The sequence below is a fragment of the Thalassococcus sp. BH17M4-6 genome, from assembly GCF_049323015.1.
Classification (GTDB): Bacteria; Pseudomonadota; Alphaproteobacteria; order Rhodobacterales; family Rhodobacteraceae; genus Puniceibacterium.
This window is the reverse complement of sequence record NZ_JBMPGU010000012.1, coordinates 105,819-127,325: the sequence shown is the minus strand read 5'-3', so window position 1 is coordinate 127,325 and position 21,507 is coordinate 105,819. Positions and strand designations below refer to the sequence as shown.

The window sequence follows — 21,507 nt, the reverse complement described above, 5'->3', positions numbered from 1 at the left end:
CCAACCCACCGCAACTAGTGATGGGGATGCAGTGCGTCCTTGAGGTAGACACATGTCAGGATGGTGAAGACGTAGGCCTGGATGAAGGCCACCAGAACCTCTAGCCCGTACATCGCCGTGATCGCAAGGATCGACACCGGCGAAATGACGGCGATGGCCGCGAAGCCCGCGAACACCTTGATCACCGCGTGACCGGCCATGATGTTACCGGCAAGACGGATGGAATGGCTGACCGGGCGCACGAAGTACGAAATGATCTCGATCACCGCCAGCACCGGACGCAGGGCGAGCGGTGCGCTCGACACCCAGAAAAGCTCGAGGAACGACGCGCCGTTCTTGATGAAGCCCAGGACCGTGACAGTGAGGAACACCGCCAGCGCCAACACCACGGTGACGGCAAAGTGCGACGTGGTCGAAAACGACATCGGGATCAGGGCCAGGAAGTTGGCGAAGACGATGAACATGAACAGCGTCATGATGTAGGGGAAATACTTCACCCCTTCCTTGCCGGTCACGTCCTCGACCATCTTGTAGACAAAGCCGTATGCCAATTCGCCCACCGACTGGGTGCGCGACGGCACGATGGCGCGTTTGCCGGTGCCCAGAACCATCAGCGCGATGATCGCCAGCACGGTCAGCGCCAGCCACAGCGTCGCGTTGGTCACGGTGAAGAGCCCGACCGCGCCGTCGCCGAACAGCGGCTTCACGATGAACTGATCCATCGGGTGGAAAACCAGACCGCCCTCTTCACCGCCGTGCGCTTCAGTCGCCATGATGTGCCCTCTCGTCCTCTCCGGCCGTGTCGGCCAGTTTCTTCTCTTGGATCTCCGCGGCGCTGCGGATCATCGTCTTCACGCCCGCCACGAAACCCAGCAATGTGAACACCACCAGCATCCAGGGCAGCGTGCCGAACAGCACATCGAGCCCGTATCCGATGGCAAAGCCGATCCCCAGACCGGCCACCAATTCGATCACCATCCGCCAGGCCAGCTGCGCCTGTGAATAGTGCTCCTCCTGGTGCGATTTGGCGGGTGTCTTGGCAGCCTTGACCGCCGCAATCCGCGCGTCCAGTTCGGCCAGCCGCCGTTTCGGATCGGGATCGGTCACACCCATCGCCCCTTTCGGACATCTGGTAGGTTGCTAAGGGGCAGCGCCCCCCGAGTCAAGCAGGCGGGACGGGCTTTGCGCGAGGCAAAAGACAACATATTTTCAATGAGATACGGTGTTTGTGAAGATGACTGACCAAAGCGTCGCAGGAGCGTTAGAGGCCAGCCGCAGCCGCATGGCATATTCAACCCCGGGGTTGAGTAACGGTTCGTGTACCCTTGACGGCCCGGCAGGGATATCGCCAATGGGCGTATGACCCGCGATCTGGACACCATCTTCTCCGCCTTGGCCGATCCGACCCGCCGTCGCATCCTGTCGATGCTTCTGGAGGATGACATGGCCGTGACGGACGTCGCGGAACCGTTCGAGATGAGCCTCGCGGCCATCTCGAAACACCTGGCGATACTCGCGACCGCCGGTTTGATCAGTCAGGAAAAGCGCGGGCGGGTCAAATGGTGCCAGTTGGAGCCCGACGCCCTGCGCGATGCCAGCATCTGGATGCAGGCCTTCGGGCAGTTCGAAGCGCCCGACCTTGATGCGTTCGAGCGCTTCCTGGAACGTGAATTCGTATCAGGCCAGGCCGGCGAGCCGCAGAATGACAAGCACGACGACGACAAGGCCGACGATATAGATAAGGTTGCGCAACATGGTGTTCTCCGATCCAAAGTGTGATGAGTTAACGCCGATCCGCTGACTTTCGTTCCCCCGGCACCTGTCCGGCCCCCGGCGCCTCTTCATCCCGCAGCAACAGCAACAGCGCCAGAACCGTCAGCGCCACCCCCGGCAGAACCAGCGTTGGTGGTGCTCCATGCCCCAGCGCCACCTCCCAGACCAGCACCCAGCTGGGGGTGAGATAGGTATAGGCCATGACCTTGGCCGACGGCAGGTTGAGCGATCCGAACCGCAGCAGCGGAAAGGTCAGCGCCGTCGCCATGATGGAAATGTAGATCAGCGTGATCCAGACGATGCCCGGCAGAGCCGCCCAGTCGGTGGCCAGCATCGCGGGCCCCCCGTAGACCAGCAAAAGCCCCGCCCCCGCCACCACTACGCCCGCGTTGAAGGTCAGCGCCGATTCCCCGCGGTTGAGCTTGCGCACCAGCGGAATATAGAATGCATGCGCCAGGCAGCCCCAGAAATAGACGGTTTCCCCCCGCCCGATCTGGAAGGCCAGAAAGGCCGACACATCGGCGCGAAAGATCACCCAAAGCGCGCCGATGCCGCCGATCACCAGCGCTGTCGCCATGCGCGGCGTCGTGACCTGCCGCAGCAGCAACCACCCGAAGGCCCCCGCGAGGATCGGGTTGAGCGTGAAGACCGCCGCCATGCTCACCGGTTCCGCGGTCTTGAGCCCCTCGAACATCATCACGAAGTAAAAGACGAAAAGCCCGGACAACAGCACATAGCGCCAGGGGGCCGCAAAGGCGCGGCGCGGCATCTCGCCCATGGCGAAGGCAATGCCGGTGAGCAGCACCGCCGCGATGACAAAGCGCGCGGCGGTCATCACTTCGGGCGCGATGAAGGGTGCAGCCATCCCTCCCAGCGAAAAAGACCCCGCCACCAGCGCCGAAAAGGACAGCATCGCCAGATGGCCGCGGGCGGCGCCGGTCATGCGTCCTGCCAGTCGGCCACATGATCCTTGAGGTGCCGCAACAGCGCCTGCACCTTGGCAGTGCGGTGCAGGTCGACATGGGTGACGAGCCACAGGTTCGAGGCCCAGTCGTCTTGCGGGGGCATGATCTCGACCAGTGTGGGCTGGGACTGCGCCGCGCGCAGGCCGAAAAAGCCGATGCCCGTCCCGGCCAGCACCGCCGATTCCAGCACTCGGCTGTCGGTGCTGCGGAACACAACCTGGTCATAGGGCACGTTTTCGCGCAGCCAGCGCTGGAACGGCGCGCGGCTGTCCGGCAGGTCATGCCCGACGAATCTGTGCTGCGCGAAATCCTCAGGCCCATCGGGCTTGCCGTGTCGGTCGATATAGGATTGCGCGGCGTAGAGCCCGATCTTCGCCTTGAGGAAGGGCTGCACCACGTTGTCGGGTTCGTCCGGTTGCGGACCCGCCCGCAGCGCCACGTGCGCCTCGCCGTATTCCAGGCGGAACACCCGGTCGTCGGTCAGATAGCGGACCACGAGATCGGGATGCGCCTCCTGAAAGGCCACGAGCGCCGGCACCATCAGCGGCGCGAAGGCGACAAGCGAGGTGACCAGCAGCTCGCCCGACACATCCGCCCCGCGCCCCCTGATCCGTCCGGCGAGTTGCTGGAACTGGTCATCGGTGGTCTGGGCGACGCGCGAAAGATCCTGACCCGCCTCGGTCGGTGTGTAGCCGCGCGCGTGCCGCTGGAAGAGCTTGACCCCCATCCGTCCTTCCAGCGCGTCGATGTGGCGGATCACCGTGGCATGATGCACGCCCAGAACCTCGGCCGCGCCGCTGACCGTGCCCAGCCGCGCCACCTGGTAGGCGGTGCGAATCTCGTCCCAATTGTCCATTGTCACCCTCTGTGCGCCTGATCACATTTCACGGATATTTGGGCGGATAGAGTGTGATTTTGCAATGAGCAAACACAGCTTTTGGCATCATGCCACACGACACCGCTGCCGGGTGGGTCCGGACAAAAGAAACGCGGCCCGGCAGAGACTGCCGGGCCGCGTCATATCAGCTTCACCGCCCTAGCGGGCTGTGGCGAAGATCAGTCTTCGTCCGTGCCGGTGGTCGAGCTGGACGAATCATCGTCACCCAGCGCGCCAGCGACAAGCGCCACAACAGCGGCACCACCGACGACTGCGGCAATTGCCACGCCCGGGCCAACGCTGGAACCAGCGGGAACGATGAACGGATCATCAACGTCATCTTCCATGATGACTGCGCCTTTGCCGCCTGCGAAAGCAGAGGTCGACATTGCAGCCGCGAGGAGCGATGCGGTCAGGATTTTCTTCAGGTCCACGATATTACCTCTTCAAAAGTTCGTAATTGCGAGACCCGTATAACGCAGATGGACACGCCATACGAGACCTAGTTTGCCGAAACAGCGGCTGCCATCCCGAACATCAGCTTCTATGTAGCCAATTTACCACCGGTTTCGCAACAGGCGCGTCCCGGCCTTCGCGGATAATCGCGCATTTTTGTTGCCACGACCTTTATTTGGGCAGTCAGGCAGCCGCTAAGCCCCTGTGCGGCCCCGATTCTGAGGCCTGCGGCGATCTGCTGAATTTTTCATCATCCAGCCTCGTCCCCCGGGAAGCCTTGACTCGGGCAACACAGGCTCCTAAACGCGCAGGATCACCCGGAAGTCGCACGCTTCCGGTCCCTTGGGATTGCCCCGGGATCGCCCTCCGTCAGCGCGTTGCGCCCACGGGGGCGCATCTGCTTTGCGGTCGCGCCTTTGGCCACCCCGGGGTTTGTGGAACGCGCCGTCGGCCCTTACCTTAAGGCCGACACATGGAAACCGGCAAGGAGGCCGAAGGCATGTTTGAAAATCTATCCGAACGCCTTTCCGGCGTCTTCGACCGGCTGACCAAGCAGGGCGCGCTGTCAGAAGGCGACGTGAAAACCGCCCTGCGCGAGGTTCGCGTTGCCCTGCTCGAGGCGGATGTCTCGTTGCCGGTGGCCCGCGATTTCGTCAAGGCGGTGCAGGACAAGGCGACCGGCCAGGCGGTGACCAAATCGGTCACGCCGGGCCAGCAGGTCGTCAAGATCGTGCATGACGAGCTGATCAACACCCTGCGCGGCGAAGGCGATCCCGGCGCCCTGCGCATCGACAACGCACCCGCGCCGATTCTGATGGTCGGCCTGCAGGGCGGCGGCAAGACGACGACCACGGCCAAGCTGGCCAAGCGGCTGAAAGAGCGCGACGGCAAGAAGGTCCTGATGGCCTCGCTCGACGTGAACCGCCCAGCGGCGATGGAGCAGCTGCAAATTCTGGGCACCCAGATCGGCGTTGACACGCTGCCCATCGTCAAGGGCGAACAACCGGTGCAGATCGCCAAGCGCGCCAAGACCCAGGCCAGCCTTGGCGGTTATGACGTCTACATGCTCGACACCGCAGGACGCCTGTCCATCGACGAAGAGCTGATGGCCCAGGTCGAAGCGGTGCGCGACGTCGCCAACCCGCGCGAAACCCTGCTGGTCGTCGACGGCCTGACCGGTCAGGACGCGGTGCACACAGCCGAGAATTTCGACAGCCGCATCGGCATCACCGGTGTGGTTCTGACCCGGATGGACGGCGACGGCCGCGGCGGCGCGGCGCTCTCGATGCGTGCTGTGACCGGCAAGCCGATCAAGTTCGTGGGCCTGGGCGAAAAGCTCGACGCGCTGGAGACGTTCGAGCCTGACCGTATCGCAGGCCGCATACTTGGCATGGGCGACATCGTGGCGCTCGTGGAAAAGGCGCAGGCGACGATCGAGGCCGAGCAGGCCGAGCGCATGATGAAGCGCTTCCAGAAGGGTCAGTTCAACATGAACGACCTGCGCATGCAGCTTGAGCAGATGATGAAGATGGGCGGCATGGAAGGCATGATGTCGATGATGCCCGGCATGGGCAAGATGTCCAAGCAGATGAACGACGCCGGCCTTGATGACCGGATTCTCAAGCAGCAGGTCGCTCTGATCAACTCCATGACCAAGAAAGAGCGCGCCAATCCCGCGCTGCTGCAGGCCAGCCGGAAAAAGCGTATCGCGCGCGGCGCGGGCATGGAGGTCAGCGACCTCAACAAGCTGCTCAAGATGCACCGCCAGATGTCCGACATGATGAAGAAGATGGGCAAGATGGGTAAAGGCGGCATGATGAAACAGGCCATGAAGGGCATGTTCGGCAAGGGCGGGCCGTCGCCCGAGGACATGGCCGCGGGCATGGACCCCAAGGCGCTTGAGGCGGCGGCCCGCCAGATGGGCGGCAAGCTGCCCGGTATGGGCGGCGGCGCGGCCCTGCCCCCCGGCCTGTCGGGTTTCGGCAAGAAGAAGTAAGTGACCACCGCCCCCGTCATATCCACGGCGCGCCTGCGTCTGCGTCCGCACCGGATGGATGATCTGGAGCCCTTCTGGGCTTTCTACCAGACACCTCGCGCGGCCTATGTGGGCGCGCCCAAGACCCGTACGCACCTTTTCTACGGCCTCTCTTCCGAGGTCGTCTCGTGGGATTGGATGGGGCACGGCGCTTGGGCGATTGACAGCGCCGAGGGTGAGTTGATCGGACAGGTGGCCATCACCCGGCCGCCGCATTTCCCCGAACGCGAAATCGGCTGGACGCTGTTCGAGGGTCACGAAGGCAAGGGATATGCGTTTGAAGCCGCCACAGCCGCGCTGAACTGGGCCTGGGCCGAAGGCTTCGACACGCTCGTGAGCTACATCACACCGGAAAACGCCCCCTCGATAGCGCTGGCCGAACGGTTGGGCGCGACCCATGACAGCGCGGCGGCGCTGCCGGACGGCGAAACCGCCGAAGAAACGGTGGTTTACCGCCACATGCCCGACGCCGACGGATCATCGGAGGCCTACGCATGAGCCTCACCAACGCGCCTCGTCTGGACACCGACCGGCTGACTTTGCGCGGCCCCGAGAAATCGGATGCGTCCGCGGTCATGACCTTTCTCATGGACCCGACGCGCAGCGCGGGCTTTGGGCATATCGCGCTGCGCGGCGACGCCTGGCGCTGGTTCGCGATGAACGTCGGCCACTGGCACTGGCACGGCTTTGGCTATTTCGTGATCGAGGACAAGGCGACCGGCGCGCCCGCGGGCATTTCCGGCGTTTGGTTCCCAGAAAGCTGGCCGGAACCGGAACTGGGCTGGGTGGTTTTCGACGGGTTCGAAGGCAAGGGCATCGCCTTCGAGGCGGCAAGCCGCGTGCGCCATTACGCCTACAGCGATCTGGGCCTGACCACGCTGACCTCGAACATCGTGCCGGACAACGCCCGGTCCAAGGCGCTCGCCACCCGGCTGGGCGCGGTCTATGAGCGGACCTACCACAACGAGAACATGGGCGAGGACGAGCTTTGGCGTCATCCGTCGCCCGCCGATCTGGGTCTGACCCCGGGGGTACGCGCATGACCGCCCCCACCTTCATCCCCGTGATCGAGACCGAACATCTGATCCTGCGCGAACCCCGGCTTGGCGACTTCGACGCGCTTTGCGCCTATTTCAGCGATGCGCGCAGCGCCTTTAACGGTGGCCCGCTGGACGCCGAGGGCACCTGGCGGGTGCTGACATCAGCGTCGGGCCTATGGCGGTTGCGCGGTCATGGCCTGTGGTTCATCACCCGCAAGGATGACGACACCTTCATCGGGTTCGCGGGAATCTTTCACGCTTTCGACTGGCCCGAGCCGGAACTGGGCTATGGCATCGCCGCCGGGCACGAAGGCCGCGGCGTGGCGTTCGAGGCGGCGATGGCCGCGCGTCAGGCGGCGGCGACGCATTTCAACCTGACCCGCCTGCCCAGCTTCATCGCGCCGGACAACGCCCGGTCCATCGCGTTGGCCGAACGCATGGGTGCCACGTTCGAGCGAAAGCTGACGTTGCGCGGCGACATCTCGCACGTCTATCGCCACCCTCAGGTGACGCCATGACCGCGCCCGTCGAACGTCATCGCCCCGGCATCGCATCGCGCCATGCCGCGCGTCTGGGCGGGCAGATCGCCACGCTCGACACCAAGCGGCTGCAGATGCGTAGCCCGCGGATCTACGATTTCGAAGCCTATGCCGAGATCATGATGTCGGATCGGGCGCAGTTCCTGGGCGGCACCATGACCCGGGCCGAGGCCTGGACCGATTTCACCCAGTACGTGGCGCTGTGGCTGCTGCACGGCCACGGGCTCTGGACCATCGACGCGCAGACCCAGCCTTCGGCCGGTTTCGTGCTGCTGGGATACGAATACGAGGACCCGGAGCCGGAGCTGGGCATCCTTCTCAGCGCCGATGCCGAAGGACAGGGCTATGCGCAGGAAGCCTGCGAAGCGGTGCGCGCCTACGCCTTCGACACGCTGAAATGGGAAAGCTGCGTGTCCTACGTGGACCCGGCCAATGCCCGCTGCATCGCGCTGATGGAAAGACTGTCGGCCTTCCGCGACACCACGGCGGAATCCGAATTGCTGGACGACACGCTGGTCTTTCGCCATGTGCCGCTTGTTGCCGAGGATGCGGCATGACCCAGATCCCCGAACTTACCACCAAGCGGCTGGTCCTGCGCGGGCCCGAAGCATCGGATTATCCCGACTTCAAGGCCACGTTCAGCTCGTACCGGTCGCGCTTCATGGGCGGGCCGCTCAATGGCTACGAGGCCTGGATGCTCTATGCCGCCGAGATCGGACACTGGCAGATCCGCGGCTTTGGCATGTGGATGGTGCACCTCAAGGACACCGGCGAAACCGTCGGCATGGCGGGCGGCTGGTTTCCGGCCAAATGGCCGGAAAAGGAGCTGGCCTGGATCATCTGGCCCGACCGGGCCGGCAAGGGCTACGCGCTCGAGGCGATGGACCGCGTGCGGCGGCATGCCTACGAGGCGCTGGGGTGGGACACGGCGGTAAGCTACATCGACCCCAAGAACCTCGACAGCATCCGGCTGGCCGAACGGCTGGGCGCGAAAAAGGATGCCGGGGCGGCGACGGTCGACGGCACCGACGCCTGCTACCGTCATCCATCGCCCGCCGCCCTGCGCGGCAGCCAGATCACCCACGGGATCGAGATGGAAATCGCCAACTATATCGACCCGCTCTTCAAACCAAAGGGGTTCGCAATTGACTGACGCCCACACCACCCGGCCCGGCGGCGATACGCCCGATCCGGTGACGCGCGCCGCAGCGCTTCTGCGCGGGCACCGCGAGTCGATCGACAGGCTCGACGCGATCCTTGTCTTCACGCTGGCAGAGCGGTTCAAGCACACCCAGGCGGTGGGGGTGCTCAAGGCCGAACACGCCCTGCCCCCGTCCGATCCCGCGCGCGAAGCCGACCAGATCGCGCGACTCGAGGATTTGGCGGTTCAGGCCGATCTGGACCCTGAATTCGCCAAGAAATTCCTGAACTTCATCATTCAGGAAGTCATCAAGCACCACGAACAACACCAATCCTGACGGGGTCCCCGTCGAACGCCATTCCAAAAGGAGAAACACAATGGCCATCAAAATTCGTCTCGCCCGTGGCGGTTCCAAGAAGCGCCCGCACTACCGGATCGTGGCGGCAGACAGCCGCATGCCGCGCGACGGCCGCTTTATCGAAAAGCTGGGCACCTATAACCCGCTGCTGCCGAAAGACAGCGAAGACCGCGTGAAGATGGACGTGGAGCGGGTTCAGTACTGGCTGAGCCAGGGCGCACAGACCACCGACCGCGTGACCCGCTTCCTCGAAGCTGCCGGCATCAAGGACAAGACCGAGCGCAACAACCCCAAGAAGGGTACGCCGGGCAAGGCCGCGCAGGAACGCGCCGAAGCCAAGGCCGCGAAAGCCGCGGCGCCCGCCGAAGACGCCTCGGCCGAGTAATCGGCCCGGTTTTTCCGGATCAGTCGCCCCTGCAGGACACTGCGGGGGCGTTTTTCGTTTGCAGCTTAGCTGTCGTAAAGGCCCGCGACCTTGCCCCGCAGGGCGATCAGCGCCAGCACCGTGTCGATGGTGGGCGTCGGCGTGTCGGTCACGCGGCCCAGTTCCTTGACCGATCCGACCAGCGCGTCGATTTCCATCGGCCGACCTTGGTCAAGGTCCTGCAGCATCGAGGTCCGGTGCGCCCCCACGTCGGCACCGCCCTGAATCCGGCGGTCCACGTCGATGGGGAATTTCACACCCAACTTTTCGGCAATCTCCTGCGCCTCGACCATCATGCCGCGCGCCACCGCGCGGGTGCCGGGATCGGTGCAAAGGACATCGAGCGTCGCGTGGGTCAGGGCAGAAATCGGGTTGAACGACAGGTTGCCCCAAAGCTTGACCCAGATCTCGTCCCGGATCTTGGGCCGAACCGGGGCCTTCAGCCCGGCGGCCCCAAGCGCCTTTGACAGCGCCAGCGCCCGGTCGGATTTGGATCCGTCGGGTTCGCCCAGGGAAAAGCGGTTGCCTTCGATATGCTTCACCACGCCCGGCTCGATCACCTCTGCCGCCGGGTAGACCACGCAACCCAGCACACGGTCTGGCCCGAAACCGTCCCACTGCGCATTGCCGGGATCGACCGTTTCCAGCCGTGTGCCTTCCAGGTCGCCGCCGATCTTGTGGAAATACCACCACGGCACGCCGTTCACGCCCGACACGATGGTGGTGCCCTCGCCAATGAGCGGCTGCATCTTCGGCACGACGGGCGGCACCGAATGCGCCTTGAGCGTGACGATGACGTAATCCTGCGGCCCGAGATCGGCGGCGTTGTCCGACGCGGTGACAGGCACCGTCGTCTCGCCGCCGTCCTCGATCAGGCGCAGACCGTTTTCGCGCATCGCCTCGAGGTGCGGACCCCGCGCCACAAGGCTGACATCGGCCCCCGCCTGTGCGAGTTTCGCGCCCATGTAGCCGCCGATGGCGCCCGCGCCGAAAATACAGATCTTCATCGCGTCCCCCTAGGCCAGGCCGAGCTTCTCGGCCAGGCCGATGCGTTGGAGTTTGCCGGTGGCCCCTTTCGGGATCTCGTCCAGAATGAGGATCTTGCGCGGCACCTTGAACGCCGCCAGCCGTTCGCTGGCGAAATCGCGCACCTCCTTGTCGGTGGCGCTTTGCCCTTCTTTCAGCACCACGGCAGCGGCGACATCCTCGCCCAGCTTGGGGTGCGGCACCGCGAAGGTCACGCATTGCCCGATGGCGGGATGATCGGACAGCACGCCATCGACCTCGAGCGGGCTGATCTTTTCGCCGCCGCGGTTGATGATCTCCTTGAGCCGCCCGGTGAGCGCCAGATAGCCATCCTCGTCAAACACGCCCTGATCGCCGGTGCGGAACCAGCGCTTGCCCTCCGCCTCGAAAAAGTTCTTTTCGTTGGCCTCGGGGTTGGCCTCGTAGCCGGGGGTGACGTTGGGCCCGGAAATGGACACTTCGCCCACGCCGTCGATCAGGCGGTTTTCCACCTCGTGCGCAATGCGCACCTCGGGGCCTGCGGGCAGGCCCACAGCGCCGGGTTTCTGGCGGCCGGGTTCGATGGGATTGCAGCACATCTGGTGCGCCGCCTCGGTCATGCCGTAGGCCTCGACCACCGGAGCGCCGAATGTGTTGGCAAGCTGGGTCATCACCGGGCCGGGCAGCGACGACGAAGACGAGCGCAGGAACCGCAGCCGCGCGTTCTTGATGATCTCTTCGTTGCGGGGGGCACGGGCAAGGATGGCCTGATGCATCGTCGGCACGGCGGTGTACCAGGTGGGGTGCACCTCTTCCAGCCAGCCATAGAACCTGAGCGCATCGAACCCCGGGGCGCAACTGATCGACGCGCCCGCGGCCAGTGACGCGCTGACGGCGGCAATGAGCCCGTGGATATGGAAAAGCGGCATCACGTTGAGGCAGCAATCTTCGGGCGTGAGCGCCAGCGAGGCGCGGATATTCTCGGCCGAGGCCGCGATGTTGGACTGCAAGAGCGGCACGATCTTGGGCCGCGACGTGGTGCCCGAGGTGTGCAGGATCAGCGCCACGTCATCTGCGGCCGGGTCCGTGTCGGGCGCACTGCCGCTGGCATCGGTGGACAGGGTGAAGGTCCCCGCCGGTTCGGTCGCGGTAAGCTCGATCACCGTCATGTCGAACCGCTCTGCCGCAGTGCGGGCGGGGCCGTCATATCCTGCCTCGACGATGATGGCGCGGGCCTTGAGGTCTTCAAGGTAGAAGGCGAATTCGTCTTCCTTGTAGGCCGGGTTCAGCGGCGCGGTGGTGGCGGATTGCGCGACCGTCACAAAGGCCGCGGCCATTTCCGGCCCGTTGGGCAACACGATGGCAACACGGTCCTGCGCGCCGATGCCCGCCGCCCGCAGGGCCTTGCGCACCTCGGCCGTCAGCGCCCTGAGGTCGGCATAGGTCATCCAGTCGCGCCCCGGTGCGCCGATGGCACGGGCCGTGTCGGGATGCGGCTGGATCAGGTCTTCTAGTCTTTGCATCGTGTGTCCTTCATGTCTTTCGCGTGTCTGCGTGCTCGTCTTTGTGGCGGCCCAGTCGCCCGGTCAATTCGCCGCCGCTCGGCGTTTGCGGCGCAGCATCTTGAAGGCGGGCAGCAGGATCAGGATGATGGCGACCACCGTGATGGGCCCTGCGATGGGTCTGTTAAAAAAGATCATCGGGTCACCGGACGACAAGAGCAAGGATTGCCGCAATGTCGGCTCTGCAATCGGCCCCAGCACGATGGCCAGAACCGCGGGCGCCAGCGGGTAGTCGAACTTGCGCAGGAAGAACGCGCCAAGGCCGAAAAGCACGATCAGCCAAAGGTCATGCATGCTGCGCGACGCGGCAAAGCCCCCGACGATGGACAGCACGAAGATGAGCGGCGCCAGGATCGTGAACGGCATGCGCAGCATCCACACGAAAAGCGGGATGAACGCGAGGTTGATCAGAACCGCCGCAAGGTTCGAGATGTAGAACGATCCGATCAGCCCCCAGACGAATTCGGTCTGGTCGACGAAGAGGCGCGGCCCCGGTGTCAGCCCCCAGATCACCATGCCGCCCAGCAGGATCGCCGTGGTAGGCGAGCCCGGGATACCCAGTGTCAGCATCGGCAGCATCGACCCCGTGGAGGCGGAGTTGTTGGCCGCCTCGGGGGCCGCGACGCCATCGGGCGACCCGTTGCCGTATTCGTGCGGGGTTTTCGACACCATTTTCGCGACGCCATAGGCCATCAGCGACCCAGGTGTGGCCCCGGCGGCCGGCAGAACCCCCACGAAAAAGCCAAGGATCGACCCGATCCAGGTGCCTTTCCAGCCCCGGCGCACCGCTTCGCCCGCGTCCGAGGCAAAGCCCTTGACCGTCATCTTTGGGTTCGTCGTCGTGATCTCGCCCCGGGTCTGTTCGATGGTCCAGAGCATCTCTCCGATGCCGTAGACGCCGATGGCCAGCACGATGAAGCCGATGCCGCGCAAAAAGCCCTGGATGTCGAACAGAACCAGGCGCGGCTCACCCGAGATCGTGTCGAAGCCGACGGTGGCCAGCACCAGGCCAAGGCAGATCGAAAACACCGTCTTGGGAATGTCGTCGCCGCCCAGACCCACGAAGGTGGCAAAGGCCAGCAGCATCAGGGCAAAAATCTCGGGCGGGCCGAAGTTGAGCGCGGCGGTCGCGAGGATCGGCGCGAACAGCGTGAAGAAAAGCGTGGCGACGCTGCCGCCCACAAAGGAGGCGAGCGCCGCCGTCACCAGCGCGAGGCTGGCCCGCCCCTGCAGCGCCAGGGGCCGCCCGTCAAAGGTGGTCGCGACGGCGGTCGAGGCGCCGGGTATGCCCAGCGTCACCGATGAAATCGCCCCCCCGTACATGGCGCCGTAGTAGATTGCCGCAAGGAAGATGATCGCCGACGCGGGCGGCACCAGAAAGGTGATCGGCAGCAGAATCGCCACCCCGTTCACCGATCCCAGCCCCGGCATCGCCCCGATGAAAAGCCCCACCGTCACGCCGATCAGGATCAGCCCGAGGTTGATGGGCTCCAGCGCCGTCAGAATGCCATCGGCAAGAAATGAGAATACGTCCATGATGATCCTTGGCTCGGGGCTGCGTCAGTAGATGATGTCGTACATCAGGTCGAAGAACGGCTGCGTGAAGCGCATGCCCTGCGGCATCGAGATCTGCATCGCGCCTTCGAAAAAGAAGAAAAGACCGATGGGCAGGAAGATCGCCATCGTCAACGTCAGCAGCCAGGAGTGCCGCCCCAGGAACCGCAGGTAATAGACCAGGAAGATGGCCACGGCCCCGTACATCGACACGACCGAAATCAGCGCCACGAAGCCCGCGACCCCGCCGCCCACAAGGATCACGGTGCGCCATCCGAAGCCATCCATGAGAGGTTCGTCCGACACCGATGCCGGGGTCTTCCCGCGCCACCAGTTCCACGCGATCGCCAGGCAGCTCAGCAGCATGCCCAGCGACAGCCAGAACGGCCAGAACCCGCCCCCCGGCCCCTGCCCGCGGATATATCCGATGGGCAGTTCGGTGCTCTTCCACATCAGGTAGAGCGAAAAGAGGGCAAGCAGCCCCGCGAGCGATATCTCACCTTGGCGCATCCTTGCCCCCTTTCCGTGGTTTCCGCCTTAGCCGTCGATCTGCGACAGCAGGTTGCGGTGGTTCTGAACTTGCGTGGCCCAGTAATCCCGCGTCTGACCCTCATCCATCGGCAGCGGCGACAGGCTTTCCGACACCAGGTAGTTCTGCCAGGCGTCGCTCTCGTAGACCTTGCCGAAAAGATCCCGGTAATAGGCCGCGGCCTCGTCCGACATGCCCGGCGCACCGACGATGGCCCGCTGGTTGTAGTACGAGAAATCGTGCCCCTTTTCCTTCATCGTCGGCACGTCCGGATAGGCCTCCATCCGCTCGTCCGAGAAGGCCAGAAGCGGCACGAAATCGCCCGACTCGTAAAAGCCCTTGGCCTCGGCGGGGTTGTTGACGGTCGCCATGATCTGCTGACCGGCAAGGTCCTTGGCAACGGCGCCGCCGCCGTCATAGGGAATGTACTTGATTGTCAGGTCGTAGGCCCCCGCCATGTAGGCGATGACAATCGAATCTTCCTGGCCGGACCCGGTGCCGCCCATGACGTATTCGCCGTCCATTTCACGGACCTTTTCAACGTATTCCTCAAAGGTCGTGATGCCGGAATCCTTGTGCACCCAAAGCACGAAGGGATCGACGCCCATCATCGTGATCGGGGTGAACTGCTCGATGTCGATGCCCAGCCCCTCTTGCCGGATCGGCGTGGTGTAGAAGGAATTCAGCGTGACCATGATCGTATGGTCGGGGTCGCGCGCATCCTTGAGGTGCAAGAGCGCCTCGGCCCCGGATCCGCCGCCGCGGTTGGTCGGGATCAGCGGGCGGTTGGTCATGTCGTTCGATTCGACCACCGATTGCACGAACCGCGCGATCTGGTCGGCGCCGCCGCCGGGGCCTGCCATGATGGTGAAATCGATCGGGCGTGTCGGCTGCCAGTCTTGCGCCAGCGCCGAAATCGGCATCGCGGCAAGTGTTCCGGCGACGGCCAGCCCCAGAAAAGACCTCTTGGTGATTGTCATGGTGTCTTCCTCCCTTTTGATGTCCGATTGTCCGGACCTTCGTTTCGCGCTGTGTGCGCAGTCTTCCTCTTTGCCCCGGATAACGCGGGGGGATCCCGGTCCGCCCCTGGACGCGCCAGCGTCGTCAATGCGCCATCAGGATCGGCATTTCCGTCTTGTCGATGATGCGCCCGGTGTTGCCGCCAAAGAGCATTTCGGTCTCGTGGCTGTGGCTGTAGGCGCCGATCACAAGCAGGCTGGCGCCGACGGTCTTGCTATTGTTCAAAAGCTCGGTCGGGGCGTCCTTGCCGTCGAACCGGACAACGTCGGCGGTGATGCCGCGCAGCGCGTAGTAGTCGACCAGTTCATCAACGGTGGGACCATGCGATTGCAGCTTGCCGCCGGTCAGGATGCTGACCTTCTTGGCCGCGTGCACGATGTCGAGCGACGAGGCCACCGCTCGCGCCGCGGGCAGCGATCCGTTCCAGCCCACCGCCACGTGCTGCGCAAAACTGTCGTCGGGCTGCAACTGGCCCGGACAGATCAGCACCGGTCGCCCCGCCCCGTAAAGTGCCGCCTTGAGCGAACTTTGCCCCAGGTTCCGTTCGCGCTGCGGCTTTGGCAGGACGATCAGGTCCGCCAAACGCCCGGAATGCTTGACCACATCCGCCATGCGGCCCTGCACCTCGGCGAAGGTGCAGTTCGCGGGCCCCTCTGCATCGCCCTCGTCCTTCAAGCCGTATTCCCCCGCCAGCTTGTGCAGGATGCCGCGCAGATGGTGTTCCTGCCGGTTCGCCAACTCGCCGGCCTGTTCCATCATCACCTTGCGGGCAAACTCGTTCAGCGGAATGCCCTGCGGCATCAGATCCTTGGCCTGCGCGCGGCAATGCACGACATTGACCTGCGCCTCGTGCTGCTTGGCGAGCGCGGCGGAGTGCGCCAGCACGGTCGCGACCATGCCGTCGCCACGCACAGGAACCAGAATGGATTTTATCATCGCCAAAAACCGCCTCTGCGCCCTTGCGCCATTCCGCGCGTCACTTTCATCGAGCGAGATCAGCCACCTGCGTGCATTCTTCCGCTTCCTCAGCGTGTAATGAGCGCGCAACTTTATGTCGTCAAGAAATTTTATTTTGAAATTTACTTTCGGCTCGGATTTCCGAGTGTTTGTAAGCCTTTGGAAACCGTAACTATTTTTGTACTCCAAGGTATACCGTGTTATCCGGTGCCCGGTACACGCCCCCGGAGCCGCTGAACGCGGGCGCGGACAGGGTAAACCGCCCGAATCGCTGGGAAAAACCGATTAAGACCTTTGTCGGTGTCGTCAGGCCGGTTCGGCGACAAGCGTCACGCCGACCTGGCCGATTCCGTCGATCACCACATCGACTGCCATACCCGCCTTGACCGGCCGCGCGCCAATCGACGTGCCGCAGGCGATGAGGTCACCAGGGTTGAGCGTCATGTCCTGCGACAGGGCGCTAACGATCCGCTCGGGCGGCAGGATCATGTCGGAGGCGGGATAGGATTGCCGTTCCCGTTCGTTGACCAGCACCCTGATGGTCAGCGCGCGCCAGTCGAGATCGGTCTCGATCACCGGACCGACAACGCCGAAGCCGTCAAAGCTCTTGGCGCGGGTCCATTGCGGAAAGGACGGATCGGCGTTCAGCACGTCGAGCGAGGTGAAATCGTTGATGCAGGTGTATCCAAGAATCGCATCCGCCGCGTCCTCGGGCGTGATGGCCTTGCAGGTCTTGCCGATCACGATGCCAAGCTCGCCTTCGAATACCACCCGCCCCGCTGCGGCGGGCAGCGTGACCTCTGCCCCCGGACCGCTGAGCGAGGTGTCGGCCTTGAAGAAGTAGAGGGGGTGTTCGGGATGCGCCATGCCGCCCTTTTCCGCCGCCGCCTTGAAATTGTTCCACAGCCCGATGAACTTGCCCGGCACCACCGGGGGCAGCAGGCTGAGGTCGGCCAGATCAATCGCGCCCCCGGCCCCTTCGGACGATCCCAGCGCCGCGCGCGGATGCAACTGGTCGCCTTCGATGACCCCGGTCACCTCTGTGCCGTCGCCGGTGATGGCCCGTGCCCATTTCATGCTGATGCCTCCCTGCTTGCGTGCAACCCCCGGCACAGCCTGGGCGTCGCTTCCGCGCCAGACTGCGCCACTTGCCGCCCCCCATGCAATCCGCTTTTCACTCGACCGGCGTTCCGATCAGGGCGACGGTGCAGCCCAGCACCGCAAGGCACCCGAATACCATCGCCTTGGCCGATCGGCCAAGCCGCCAGGCACGCAGCGCGGCAATGATGGCCTGTATCGCGTAATAAAGCGCGAAGGCGCGCGAGGCATAGCTGATGATTTCAAAGATATTGGCCACCCACGTCAGGACCAGCCCGATGCCGACCAGCACCGCATAGGCCAGCCTTTCGCTGATGACGCCCTTGGTGAGTTCGGCGATCAATCCGCCCGACCCGCTGGTATCGGCGATGGCGGCGCTGAACTGCGCGCTGAGGGCGGCAACGACCAGAAGCAGCGGCAAGATGGGAGCCACCACCTGCATCACGTCTATGATGGCCGTTTCATCGACGCGCCCCGGGTCGAAGTCGAAACCATAGACCAAGAGCACGATGTAGAGGCAGTAGATGGCCGTTGAGAGCCATTGCGCCAGCCGCATGGAGCGGATGCGCAGCGCGGCGTCATAGGTGCCGCCAAGATAGCGCGACGTCTCGAACCCCTGCACCGTCACGATCAGACCGGCCATGAGCGTGATCCCGGCCCACCCGGTCACCTGCGGCGGATCGAAGTGCAGGGCGCCCTGCCCCGTCACCTCGCCAAAATGCACGACCAAGCCAAAGAAAAGCCCTGCGATGATGGCCAGTTTCAGACCGACGGACACCTGCTCCAGACGCTCGAGCGCCGCAAAGCCGCGTGTCATCCCGGTGAACAGGATCAGCAGGAAGACGGCACTGGTCAGCAGGTTCGCGTGGAACGCGTCGTCCAGCGCCGTGAGGCTCACACCAAAGGCGCCGAAAAGGTTGAGGTAGTAGGCGACGGACACGATGAACGCAAAGGCAAGAACGGCAGAGGCCGTCGTTTCAAGCCCGCGGATCAGGCGCGACGGGTCCGGGCTCCGCTCGATATCGGCGATGTTGAACCGGATGGCGCTGCCGAACAGATAGGCCACCGCGCAGAGGCCGATCATGACCAGCGGCGCGTAACCGCCATAGCTGACCCCAAGGATCGGCCCTAGAACCAGAAATCCGCTCCCGATGATCGAGGCGAGCGGCGTGACCGTCGCGCGCCAGAGGCGCGCGCGCGCCACGCGGGGCCAGATCAGGACCGCCCCGGCCAGGACCACAACGGCAAGAGTGAGGGCGTTCAGCATCGAAGGACAAACTCCGATCGGGTTGCCGGGGCAGGTTCAGCACGAGCCCTTATGCACGTGCGCACCGCCCCTGTCGCCGGAAAATCCGTCAGGACGTCCCGGCGCGGGGCATTATCTCGACCGGTGTCGGGGCGTCGTCCTCGTCGCCCATGAGCTCGGCCAGCGGCATGCCCAGGGTGCGCGTCTCGACCTCGTGCAGCTGCTGCAGCAGCCTGTCGACCGCATCCCCCTCTGCCCCCAGACGCCGTTCGACACTGTTGGGCAAGACGCTGTCCTGCCCCTTGGGGATGCCCAGCGACAGCTCCAGGTCGGTGGCCAGATCGCTGAGCCGGGTGCGATGCATGTCGCGGGCCAGCGCGACCTTGCCGTCCTCGGCCTGCACGACATATCCCGCCGCCACAAGCGAATCGAGGATGTCGTCGCGCGCGCCCAACGGTGCGGCGGAAACCAGATCCTCTTCGTCCAGCGTGCCGCCGGCCCTTGCGTGGCGGTGCAGCCGCGCCAAAAGCGCCACCGCGATCTTGAGCTTTTCGGACGGGCCGACGTCGATGTCGAGCACGCCCGACCGGGCCTGCCACCAGTCCGGGAAGGATGCGGCAAAGACCGCGCCAAGGATGATCACCATCCACGAGGTATAGACCCAGACCAGGAAGACCGGCACCGCCGCCACCGCGCCATAGATCGTCTCGTAGCTCGATCCCGAGGTCAGGAAGGTGTTGAAGCCCCAGGCCAGCACCTCGAACGACACGGCGGCAAAGGTGCCCCCGATCAGCGCATGCTTGATCTTCACGCGCCGCGCCGGGACAAGTACGAAAAGCGCGGTGAACCCGACGATGCTGATCAGGACGCTGAGCAATCCGTCAAGCACGCGCCAGCCGTCTTCGGACACATCCGCCTGAATCCCCAGAGTCGTGAGCTGCGCCTCGCTGGCGTATTTCATCAGGTCGGATGTCAGCGTGATGCTGACCCCGATCAGCAGCGGGCCCAGCGTGAGCACCGCCCAGAAGATCAGGAACCGCACCATCAGCGGGCGGGGCCGTTCCACATGCCAGACCCGGTTGAGCGTGTCCTCGACCGTGGACAGCAGCAACACCGCCGCCACCGCCAGCGCCACGACACCCACAGCGGTCAGGTTGCTGGCATTCTGGGTGAAATTCGACAGGTAGTCGGAAATCGCCGCACCCGCTTCGGGCACCACCGCCTCGAAAAACAGCTGTTGCATGCGGCCCTTGACCGCGTCGAAGGCACTGAAACTCGACAGGATGGCAAAGGCGATCACCAGAAGCGGTACCAGCGCCAGCAGCGTCGAATAGGTCAGCGACGCCGCGGCGTTGTTCATCCGCTCCGCGAAAAAGCGGCGGACCGCGAACACGATGAAATGACCGACATCCCAAAGGGCCGATGCCGCGCGGTTGTCTTGCAGACGGTCGAGGCGTTGCATAAAGCTGTTCATCCTTGGGTAGATAGAGCAATTTTCGCCAAACGTCAGGGGCCTGTGCATCTTTTCGGCCCGCGTTGCCCCCGCGCCGCGCCTCGTGCCGGTCATTGTCAAGCCCACGGCAGCCGGGCTATTGCTGGGCCGTCGCAGGCAGCAGGGACCATCAGCATGACCGACCAGATCTGTGTGGGGGCCATCGCAGGCGCCTTCGGCGTGCAGGGCGAGGTTCGGCTGAAAAGCTTTACCGCCGATCCGCAGGCGATCGCGGATTACGCGCCGCTGCAGACCGAGGACGGCGGCCAAAGCTTCGAGGTGCAGATCACCCGGTCGATCCCGCAGGGCTTTGCCGCACGGCTGAGCGGCGTGCGGTCGAAGGAAGAGGCCGACGCGTTGAAAGGCACGCGCCTTTTCGCGCCGCGCGACCGGCTGCCCACGCTCGAGGAGGATGAATACTACCACGCCGACCTGATCGGCCTGGGCGTGTTCGACACCGGCGGCGTGCAACTGGGCACCGTCAAGGCGGTGCTGAACCACGGCGCATCCGATATCCTAGAGGTGCAGGTTCCGGGATCGAGCGCCAGCGTGCTGGTGCCCTTTACCCTTGCCGTCGTGCCCACCGTCGATCTGACGGCGGGCCGTATCGTCGCCGATCCGCCCGAGGGCCTTTTCGACGCATGACGCGGCTGGTGGTCCATCCGGGTTTTCACAAGACCGGGACGACATCGGTGCAGACGCTGCTGCGGGTCAACCGTGGGGTGCTGTCGGATCACCTGCGGATCTATCTGCGCGACGATTTCGAGGAATTGGCGAACACCGCCCGGCGCTATTGCCTGAAGCCCAAAGCGCTGCGGCTGGGGCATGTGGGCGACGCGGCAAAGCGGTTCTTTGACACGCTCGATCCGGCGGACCCGCGGCCGGTGCTGATGTCGTCGGAAGATCTGTCCGGGCTGATGCCCGGGCGGCGAAATCTGACCACCTATGCCGCTGCGGCCCCGCTGATGGCGACCCTCTGCACCGCTGCCCGCGCCCGTTTCGGCAAGCCGTTGCGCGCGACACTGTTCTTTTCCACCCGCGCGGCCGATGCCTGGCTGCGCAGCGCATACTGGCAGCATCTGCGCAGCACCCGGATCACCGAGGACCTGGAAACCTATCTGGCCAGCGCGGGCCCGGCTGCGGATTTCGACGCTGTGCTGGTCGCCGTGTCCGACGCCGTCCGGCGCACCACCGTCACCGCCCTGGCGCTGGAAGAGATGCGTGATCTGCCGCAAGGTCCGCTGACCCCACTTCTGGAACTGACAGAGGTGCCAGACGACGTGCGCGGCCGCATCGCCCTGCTTCCGCCCGCCAACGTCCAGCCCGATATCGGCCTCGATGCGATATTTCTGGCGCTGAACCGATCGGGTCTGCACAACCGCGACGTTGCCGCGATCAAGGCGCAACTCATGAAGATGGCCGCGCCTTAGGCGCCC

General features: G+C 64.5%; 24 protein-coding genes and 1 pseudogene. 11 read left to right on the top strand and 14 right to left on the bottom strand.

What is annotated here, in order from left to right:
* Positions 1–14: 14 nt before the first annotated feature.
* Positions 15–773, bottom strand: coding sequence for a F0F1 ATP synthase subunit A (locus ACOXXX_RS16755; protein WP_422827757.1), 759 nt, complete (start codon positions 771–773; stop codon positions 15–17).
* Positions 763–1,107 carry an AtpZ/AtpI family protein gene (locus tag ACOXXX_RS16750; protein ID WP_422827756.1) on the bottom strand — a complete coding sequence of 115 codons (345 nt, stop codon included), beginning with the start codon at positions 1,105–1,107 and terminating at the stop codon, positions 763–765. Before ACOXXX_RS16750 ends, ACOXXX_RS16755 begins: the two co-directional genes overlap by 11 nt.
* Before the next feature lie 252 nt (positions 1,108–1,359).
* Between ACOXXX_RS16750 and ACOXXX_RS16745 the strand changes: the two are divergent.
* Positions 1,360–1,686 (top strand): annotated as a pseudogene (locus tag ACOXXX_RS16745) (ArsR/SmtB family transcription factor); the annotation flags it as partial.
* A gap of 97 nt (positions 1,687–1,783) precedes the next feature.
* Here ACOXXX_RS16745 and ACOXXX_RS16740 read toward each other — a convergent pair.
* The 3 genes from ACOXXX_RS16740 to ACOXXX_RS16730 all read right to left on the bottom strand — a co-directional run bounded on the left by ACOXXX_RS16740 (position 1,784) and on the right by ACOXXX_RS16730 (position 4,049).
* The gene (locus tag ACOXXX_RS16740) at positions 1,784–2,716 is read right to left on the bottom strand and encodes a DMT family transporter (RefSeq protein ID WP_422827755.1); all 933 of its coding nucleotides are present in this window, start codon (positions 2,714–2,716) and stop codon (positions 1,784–1,786) included.
* On the bottom strand, positions 2,713–3,594 hold the full coding sequence (locus ACOXXX_RS16735) for a LysR family transcriptional regulator (RefSeq protein WP_422827754.1): 882 nt from the start codon (positions 3,592–3,594) through the stop codon (positions 2,713–2,715). The genes ACOXXX_RS16740 and ACOXXX_RS16735 overlap by 4 nt, the downstream gene beginning before the upstream one ends.
* A 200-nt stretch (positions 3,595–3,794) precedes the next feature.
* On the bottom strand, positions 3,795–4,049 hold the full coding sequence (locus ACOXXX_RS16730; protein ID WP_422827753.1) for a hypothetical protein: 255 nt from the start codon (positions 4,047–4,049) through the stop codon (positions 3,795–3,797).
* 521 nt (positions 4,050–4,570) lie between these two features.
* On the opposite strand from ACOXXX_RS16730, the gene ffh reads away from it, so the two are divergent.
* Genes ffh through rpsP form a run of 8 tightly spaced genes read left to right on the top strand, consistent with a single transcriptional unit; the run spans position 4,571 to position 9,569 of the window.
* A complete protein-coding gene (gene ffh, locus ACOXXX_RS16725) occupies positions 4,571–6,067 on the top strand; it encodes a signal recognition particle protein (protein ID WP_422827764.1) in 1,497 nt (498 codons plus the stop codon).
* Positions 6,068–6,604, top strand: a complete 537-nt coding sequence (locus ACOXXX_RS16720; protein ID WP_422827752.1) for a GNAT family N-acetyltransferase — start codon at positions 6,068–6,070, stop codon at positions 6,602–6,604.
* Positions 6,601–7,149, top strand: coding sequence for a GNAT family N-acetyltransferase (locus ACOXXX_RS16715; RefSeq protein ID WP_422827751.1), 549 nt, complete (start codon positions 6,601–6,603; stop codon positions 7,147–7,149). The genes ACOXXX_RS16720 and ACOXXX_RS16715 overlap by 4 nt, the downstream gene beginning before the upstream one ends.
* On the top strand, positions 7,146–7,664 hold the full coding sequence (locus ACOXXX_RS16710; RefSeq protein ID WP_422827750.1) for a GNAT family N-acetyltransferase: 519 nt from the start codon (positions 7,146–7,148) through the stop codon (positions 7,662–7,664). Before ACOXXX_RS16715 ends, ACOXXX_RS16710 begins: the two co-directional genes overlap by 4 nt.
* Entirely contained in the window at positions 7,661–8,242 is a 582-nt protein-coding gene (locus ACOXXX_RS16705; RefSeq protein WP_422827749.1) for a GNAT family N-acetyltransferase, read from the top strand. Before ACOXXX_RS16710 ends, ACOXXX_RS16705 begins: the two co-directional genes overlap by 4 nt.
* Entirely contained in the window at positions 8,239–8,838 is a 600-nt protein-coding gene (locus tag ACOXXX_RS16700; protein ID WP_422827748.1) for a GNAT family N-acetyltransferase, read from the top strand. Before ACOXXX_RS16705 ends, ACOXXX_RS16700 begins: the two co-directional genes overlap by 4 nt.
* Positions 8,831–9,163 (top strand): chorismate mutase, encoded by a 333-nt coding sequence (locus ACOXXX_RS16695; RefSeq protein ID WP_422827747.1) that lies wholly within the window; start codon positions 8,831–8,833, stop codon positions 9,161–9,163. The genes ACOXXX_RS16700 and ACOXXX_RS16695 overlap by 8 nt, the downstream gene beginning before the upstream one ends.
* A 40-nt stretch (positions 9,164–9,203) precedes the next feature.
* Positions 9,204–9,569 (top strand): 30S ribosomal protein S16, encoded by a 366-nt coding sequence (gene rpsP / locus ACOXXX_RS16690; RefSeq protein ID WP_422827746.1) that lies wholly within the window; start codon positions 9,204–9,206, stop codon positions 9,567–9,569.
* A 65-nt stretch (positions 9,570–9,634) separates the two neighbouring features.
* On the opposite strand, the gene ACOXXX_RS16685 is transcribed toward rpsP, so the two are convergent.
* The 9 genes from ACOXXX_RS16685 to ACOXXX_RS16645 all read right to left on the bottom strand — a co-directional run bounded on the left by ACOXXX_RS16685 (position 9,635) and on the right by ACOXXX_RS16645 (position 20,041).
* Positions 9,635–10,615, bottom strand: a complete 981-nt coding sequence (locus ACOXXX_RS16685) for a 2-dehydropantoate 2-reductase (RefSeq protein ID WP_422827745.1) — start codon at positions 10,613–10,615, stop codon at positions 9,635–9,637.
* A 9-nt stretch (positions 10,616–10,624) separates the two neighbouring features.
* Positions 10,625–12,136, bottom strand: coding sequence for an acyl--CoA ligase (locus tag ACOXXX_RS16680; protein WP_422827744.1), 1,512 nt, complete (start codon positions 12,134–12,136; stop codon positions 10,625–10,627).
* A 63-nt stretch (positions 12,137–12,199) separates the two neighbouring features.
* Complete coding sequence (locus tag ACOXXX_RS16675) at positions 12,200–13,711, bottom strand: tripartite tricarboxylate transporter permease (RefSeq protein WP_422827743.1); 1,512 nt, start codon at positions 13,709–13,711, stop codon at positions 12,200–12,202.
* A 24-nt stretch (positions 13,712–13,735) separates the two neighbouring features.
* The gene (locus ACOXXX_RS16670) at positions 13,736–14,239 is read right to left on the bottom strand and encodes a tripartite tricarboxylate transporter TctB family protein (protein ID WP_422827742.1); all 504 of its coding nucleotides are present in this window, start codon (positions 14,237–14,239) and stop codon (positions 13,736–13,738) included.
* A 27-nt stretch (positions 14,240–14,266) separates the two neighbouring features.
* Positions 14,267–15,238: a Bug family tripartite tricarboxylate transporter substrate binding protein gene (locus ACOXXX_RS16665; RefSeq protein WP_422827741.1), complete on the bottom strand. Its 972-nt coding sequence runs from the start codon at positions 15,236–15,238 to the stop codon at positions 14,267–14,269.
* Between the two features lie 124 nt (positions 15,239–15,362).
* Positions 15,363–16,214 carry a universal stress protein gene (locus tag ACOXXX_RS16660; protein WP_422827740.1) on the bottom strand — a complete coding sequence of 284 codons (852 nt, stop codon included), beginning with the start codon at positions 16,212–16,214 and terminating at the stop codon, positions 15,363–15,365.
* 327 nt (positions 16,215–16,541) lie between these two features.
* Positions 16,542–17,312 (bottom strand): fumarylacetoacetate hydrolase family protein, encoded by a 771-nt coding sequence (locus ACOXXX_RS16655; protein WP_422827739.1) that lies wholly within the window; start codon positions 17,310–17,312, stop codon positions 16,542–16,544.
* Between the two features lie 97 nt (positions 17,313–17,409).
* A complete protein-coding gene (locus ACOXXX_RS16650; protein WP_422827738.1) occupies positions 17,410–18,600 on the bottom strand; it encodes a hypothetical protein in 1,191 nt (396 codons plus the stop codon).
* A gap of 88 nt (positions 18,601–18,688) precedes the next feature.
* Positions 18,689–20,041, bottom strand: a complete 1,353-nt coding sequence (locus ACOXXX_RS16645) for a YihY family inner membrane protein (RefSeq protein ID WP_422827737.1) — start codon at positions 20,039–20,041, stop codon at positions 18,689–18,691.
* 165 nt (positions 20,042–20,206) lie between these two features.
* Here ACOXXX_RS16645 and rimM point away from each other — a divergent pair, with 165 nt between their 5' ends.
* A complete protein-coding gene (gene rimM / locus ACOXXX_RS16640; RefSeq protein ID WP_422827736.1) occupies positions 20,207–20,716 on the top strand; it encodes a ribosome maturation factor RimM in 510 nt (169 codons plus the stop codon).
* Entirely contained in the window at positions 20,713–21,501 is a 789-nt protein-coding gene (locus ACOXXX_RS16635; RefSeq protein WP_422827735.1) for a hypothetical protein, read from the top strand. Before rimM ends, ACOXXX_RS16635 begins: the two co-directional genes overlap by 4 nt.
* The last annotated feature ends 6 nt before the right edge of the window (positions 21,502–21,507 follow it).

Coding starts and splice junctions, on each gene's coding strand:
- ACOXXX_RS16755 (WP_422827757.1), bottom strand. CDS start 773: ATGGCGACTGAAGCGCACGGCGGTGAAGAGGGCGGTCTGGTTTTCCAC.
- ACOXXX_RS16650 (WP_422827738.1), bottom strand. CDS start 18,600: ATGCTGAACGCCCTCACTCTTGCCGTTGTGGTCCTGGCCGGGGCGGTC.
- ACOXXX_RS16685 (WP_422827745.1), bottom strand. CDS start 10,615: ATGAAGATCTGTATTTTCGGCGCGGGCGCCATCGGCGGCTACATGGGC.
- ACOXXX_RS16660 (WP_422827740.1), bottom strand. CDS start 16,214: ATGATAAAATCCATTCTGGTTCCTGTGCGTGGCGACGGCATGGTCGCG.
- ACOXXX_RS16675 (WP_422827743.1), bottom strand. CDS start 13,711: ATGGACGTATTCTCATTTCTTGCCGATGGCATTCTGACGGCGCTGGAG.
- ACOXXX_RS16680 (WP_422827744.1), bottom strand. CDS start 12,136: ATGCAAAGACTAGAAGACCTGATCCAGCCGCATCCCGACACGGCCCGT.
- ACOXXX_RS16740 (WP_422827755.1), bottom strand. CDS start 2,716: ATGACCGGCGCCGCCCGCGGCCATCTGGCGATGCTGTCCTTTTCGGCG.
- ACOXXX_RS16670 (WP_422827742.1), bottom strand. CDS start 14,239: ATGCGCCAAGGTGAGATATCGCTCGCGGGGCTGCTTGCCCTCTTTTCG.
- rimM (WP_422827736.1), top strand. CDS start 20,207: ATGACCGACCAGATCTGTGTGGGGGCCATCGCAGGCGCCTTCGGCGTG.
- ACOXXX_RS16710 (WP_422827750.1), top strand. CDS start 7,146: ATGACCGCCCCCACCTTCATCCCCGTGATCGAGACCGAACATCTGATC.
- ACOXXX_RS16635 (WP_422827735.1), top strand. CDS start 20,713: ATGACGCGGCTGGTGGTCCATCCGGGTTTTCACAAGACCGGGACGACA.
- ACOXXX_RS16735 (WP_422827754.1), bottom strand. CDS start 3,594: ATGGACAATTGGGACGAGATTCGCACCGCCTACCAGGTGGCGCGGCTG.
- rpsP (WP_422827746.1), top strand. CDS start 9,204: ATGGCCATCAAAATTCGTCTCGCCCGTGGCGGTTCCAAGAAGCGCCCG.
- ACOXXX_RS16705 (WP_422827749.1), top strand. CDS start 7,661: ATGACCGCGCCCGTCGAACGTCATCGCCCCGGCATCGCATCGCGCCAT.
- ACOXXX_RS16700 (WP_422827748.1), top strand. CDS start 8,239: ATGACCCAGATCCCCGAACTTACCACCAAGCGGCTGGTCCTGCGCGGG.
- ACOXXX_RS16715 (WP_422827751.1), top strand. CDS start 6,601: ATGAGCCTCACCAACGCGCCTCGTCTGGACACCGACCGGCTGACTTTG.
- ACOXXX_RS16645 (WP_422827737.1), bottom strand. CDS start 20,041: ATGCAACGCCTCGACCGTCTGCAAGACAACCGCGCGGCATCGGCCCTT.
- ACOXXX_RS16655 (WP_422827739.1), bottom strand. CDS start 17,312: ATGAAATGGGCACGGGCCATCACCGGCGACGGCACAGAGGTGACCGGG.
- ACOXXX_RS16665 (WP_422827741.1), bottom strand. CDS start 15,238: ATGACAATCACCAAGAGGTCTTTTCTGGGGCTGGCCGTCGCCGGAACA.
- ffh (WP_422827764.1), top strand. CDS start 4,571: ATGTTTGAAAATCTATCCGAACGCCTTTCCGGCGTCTTCGACCGGCTG.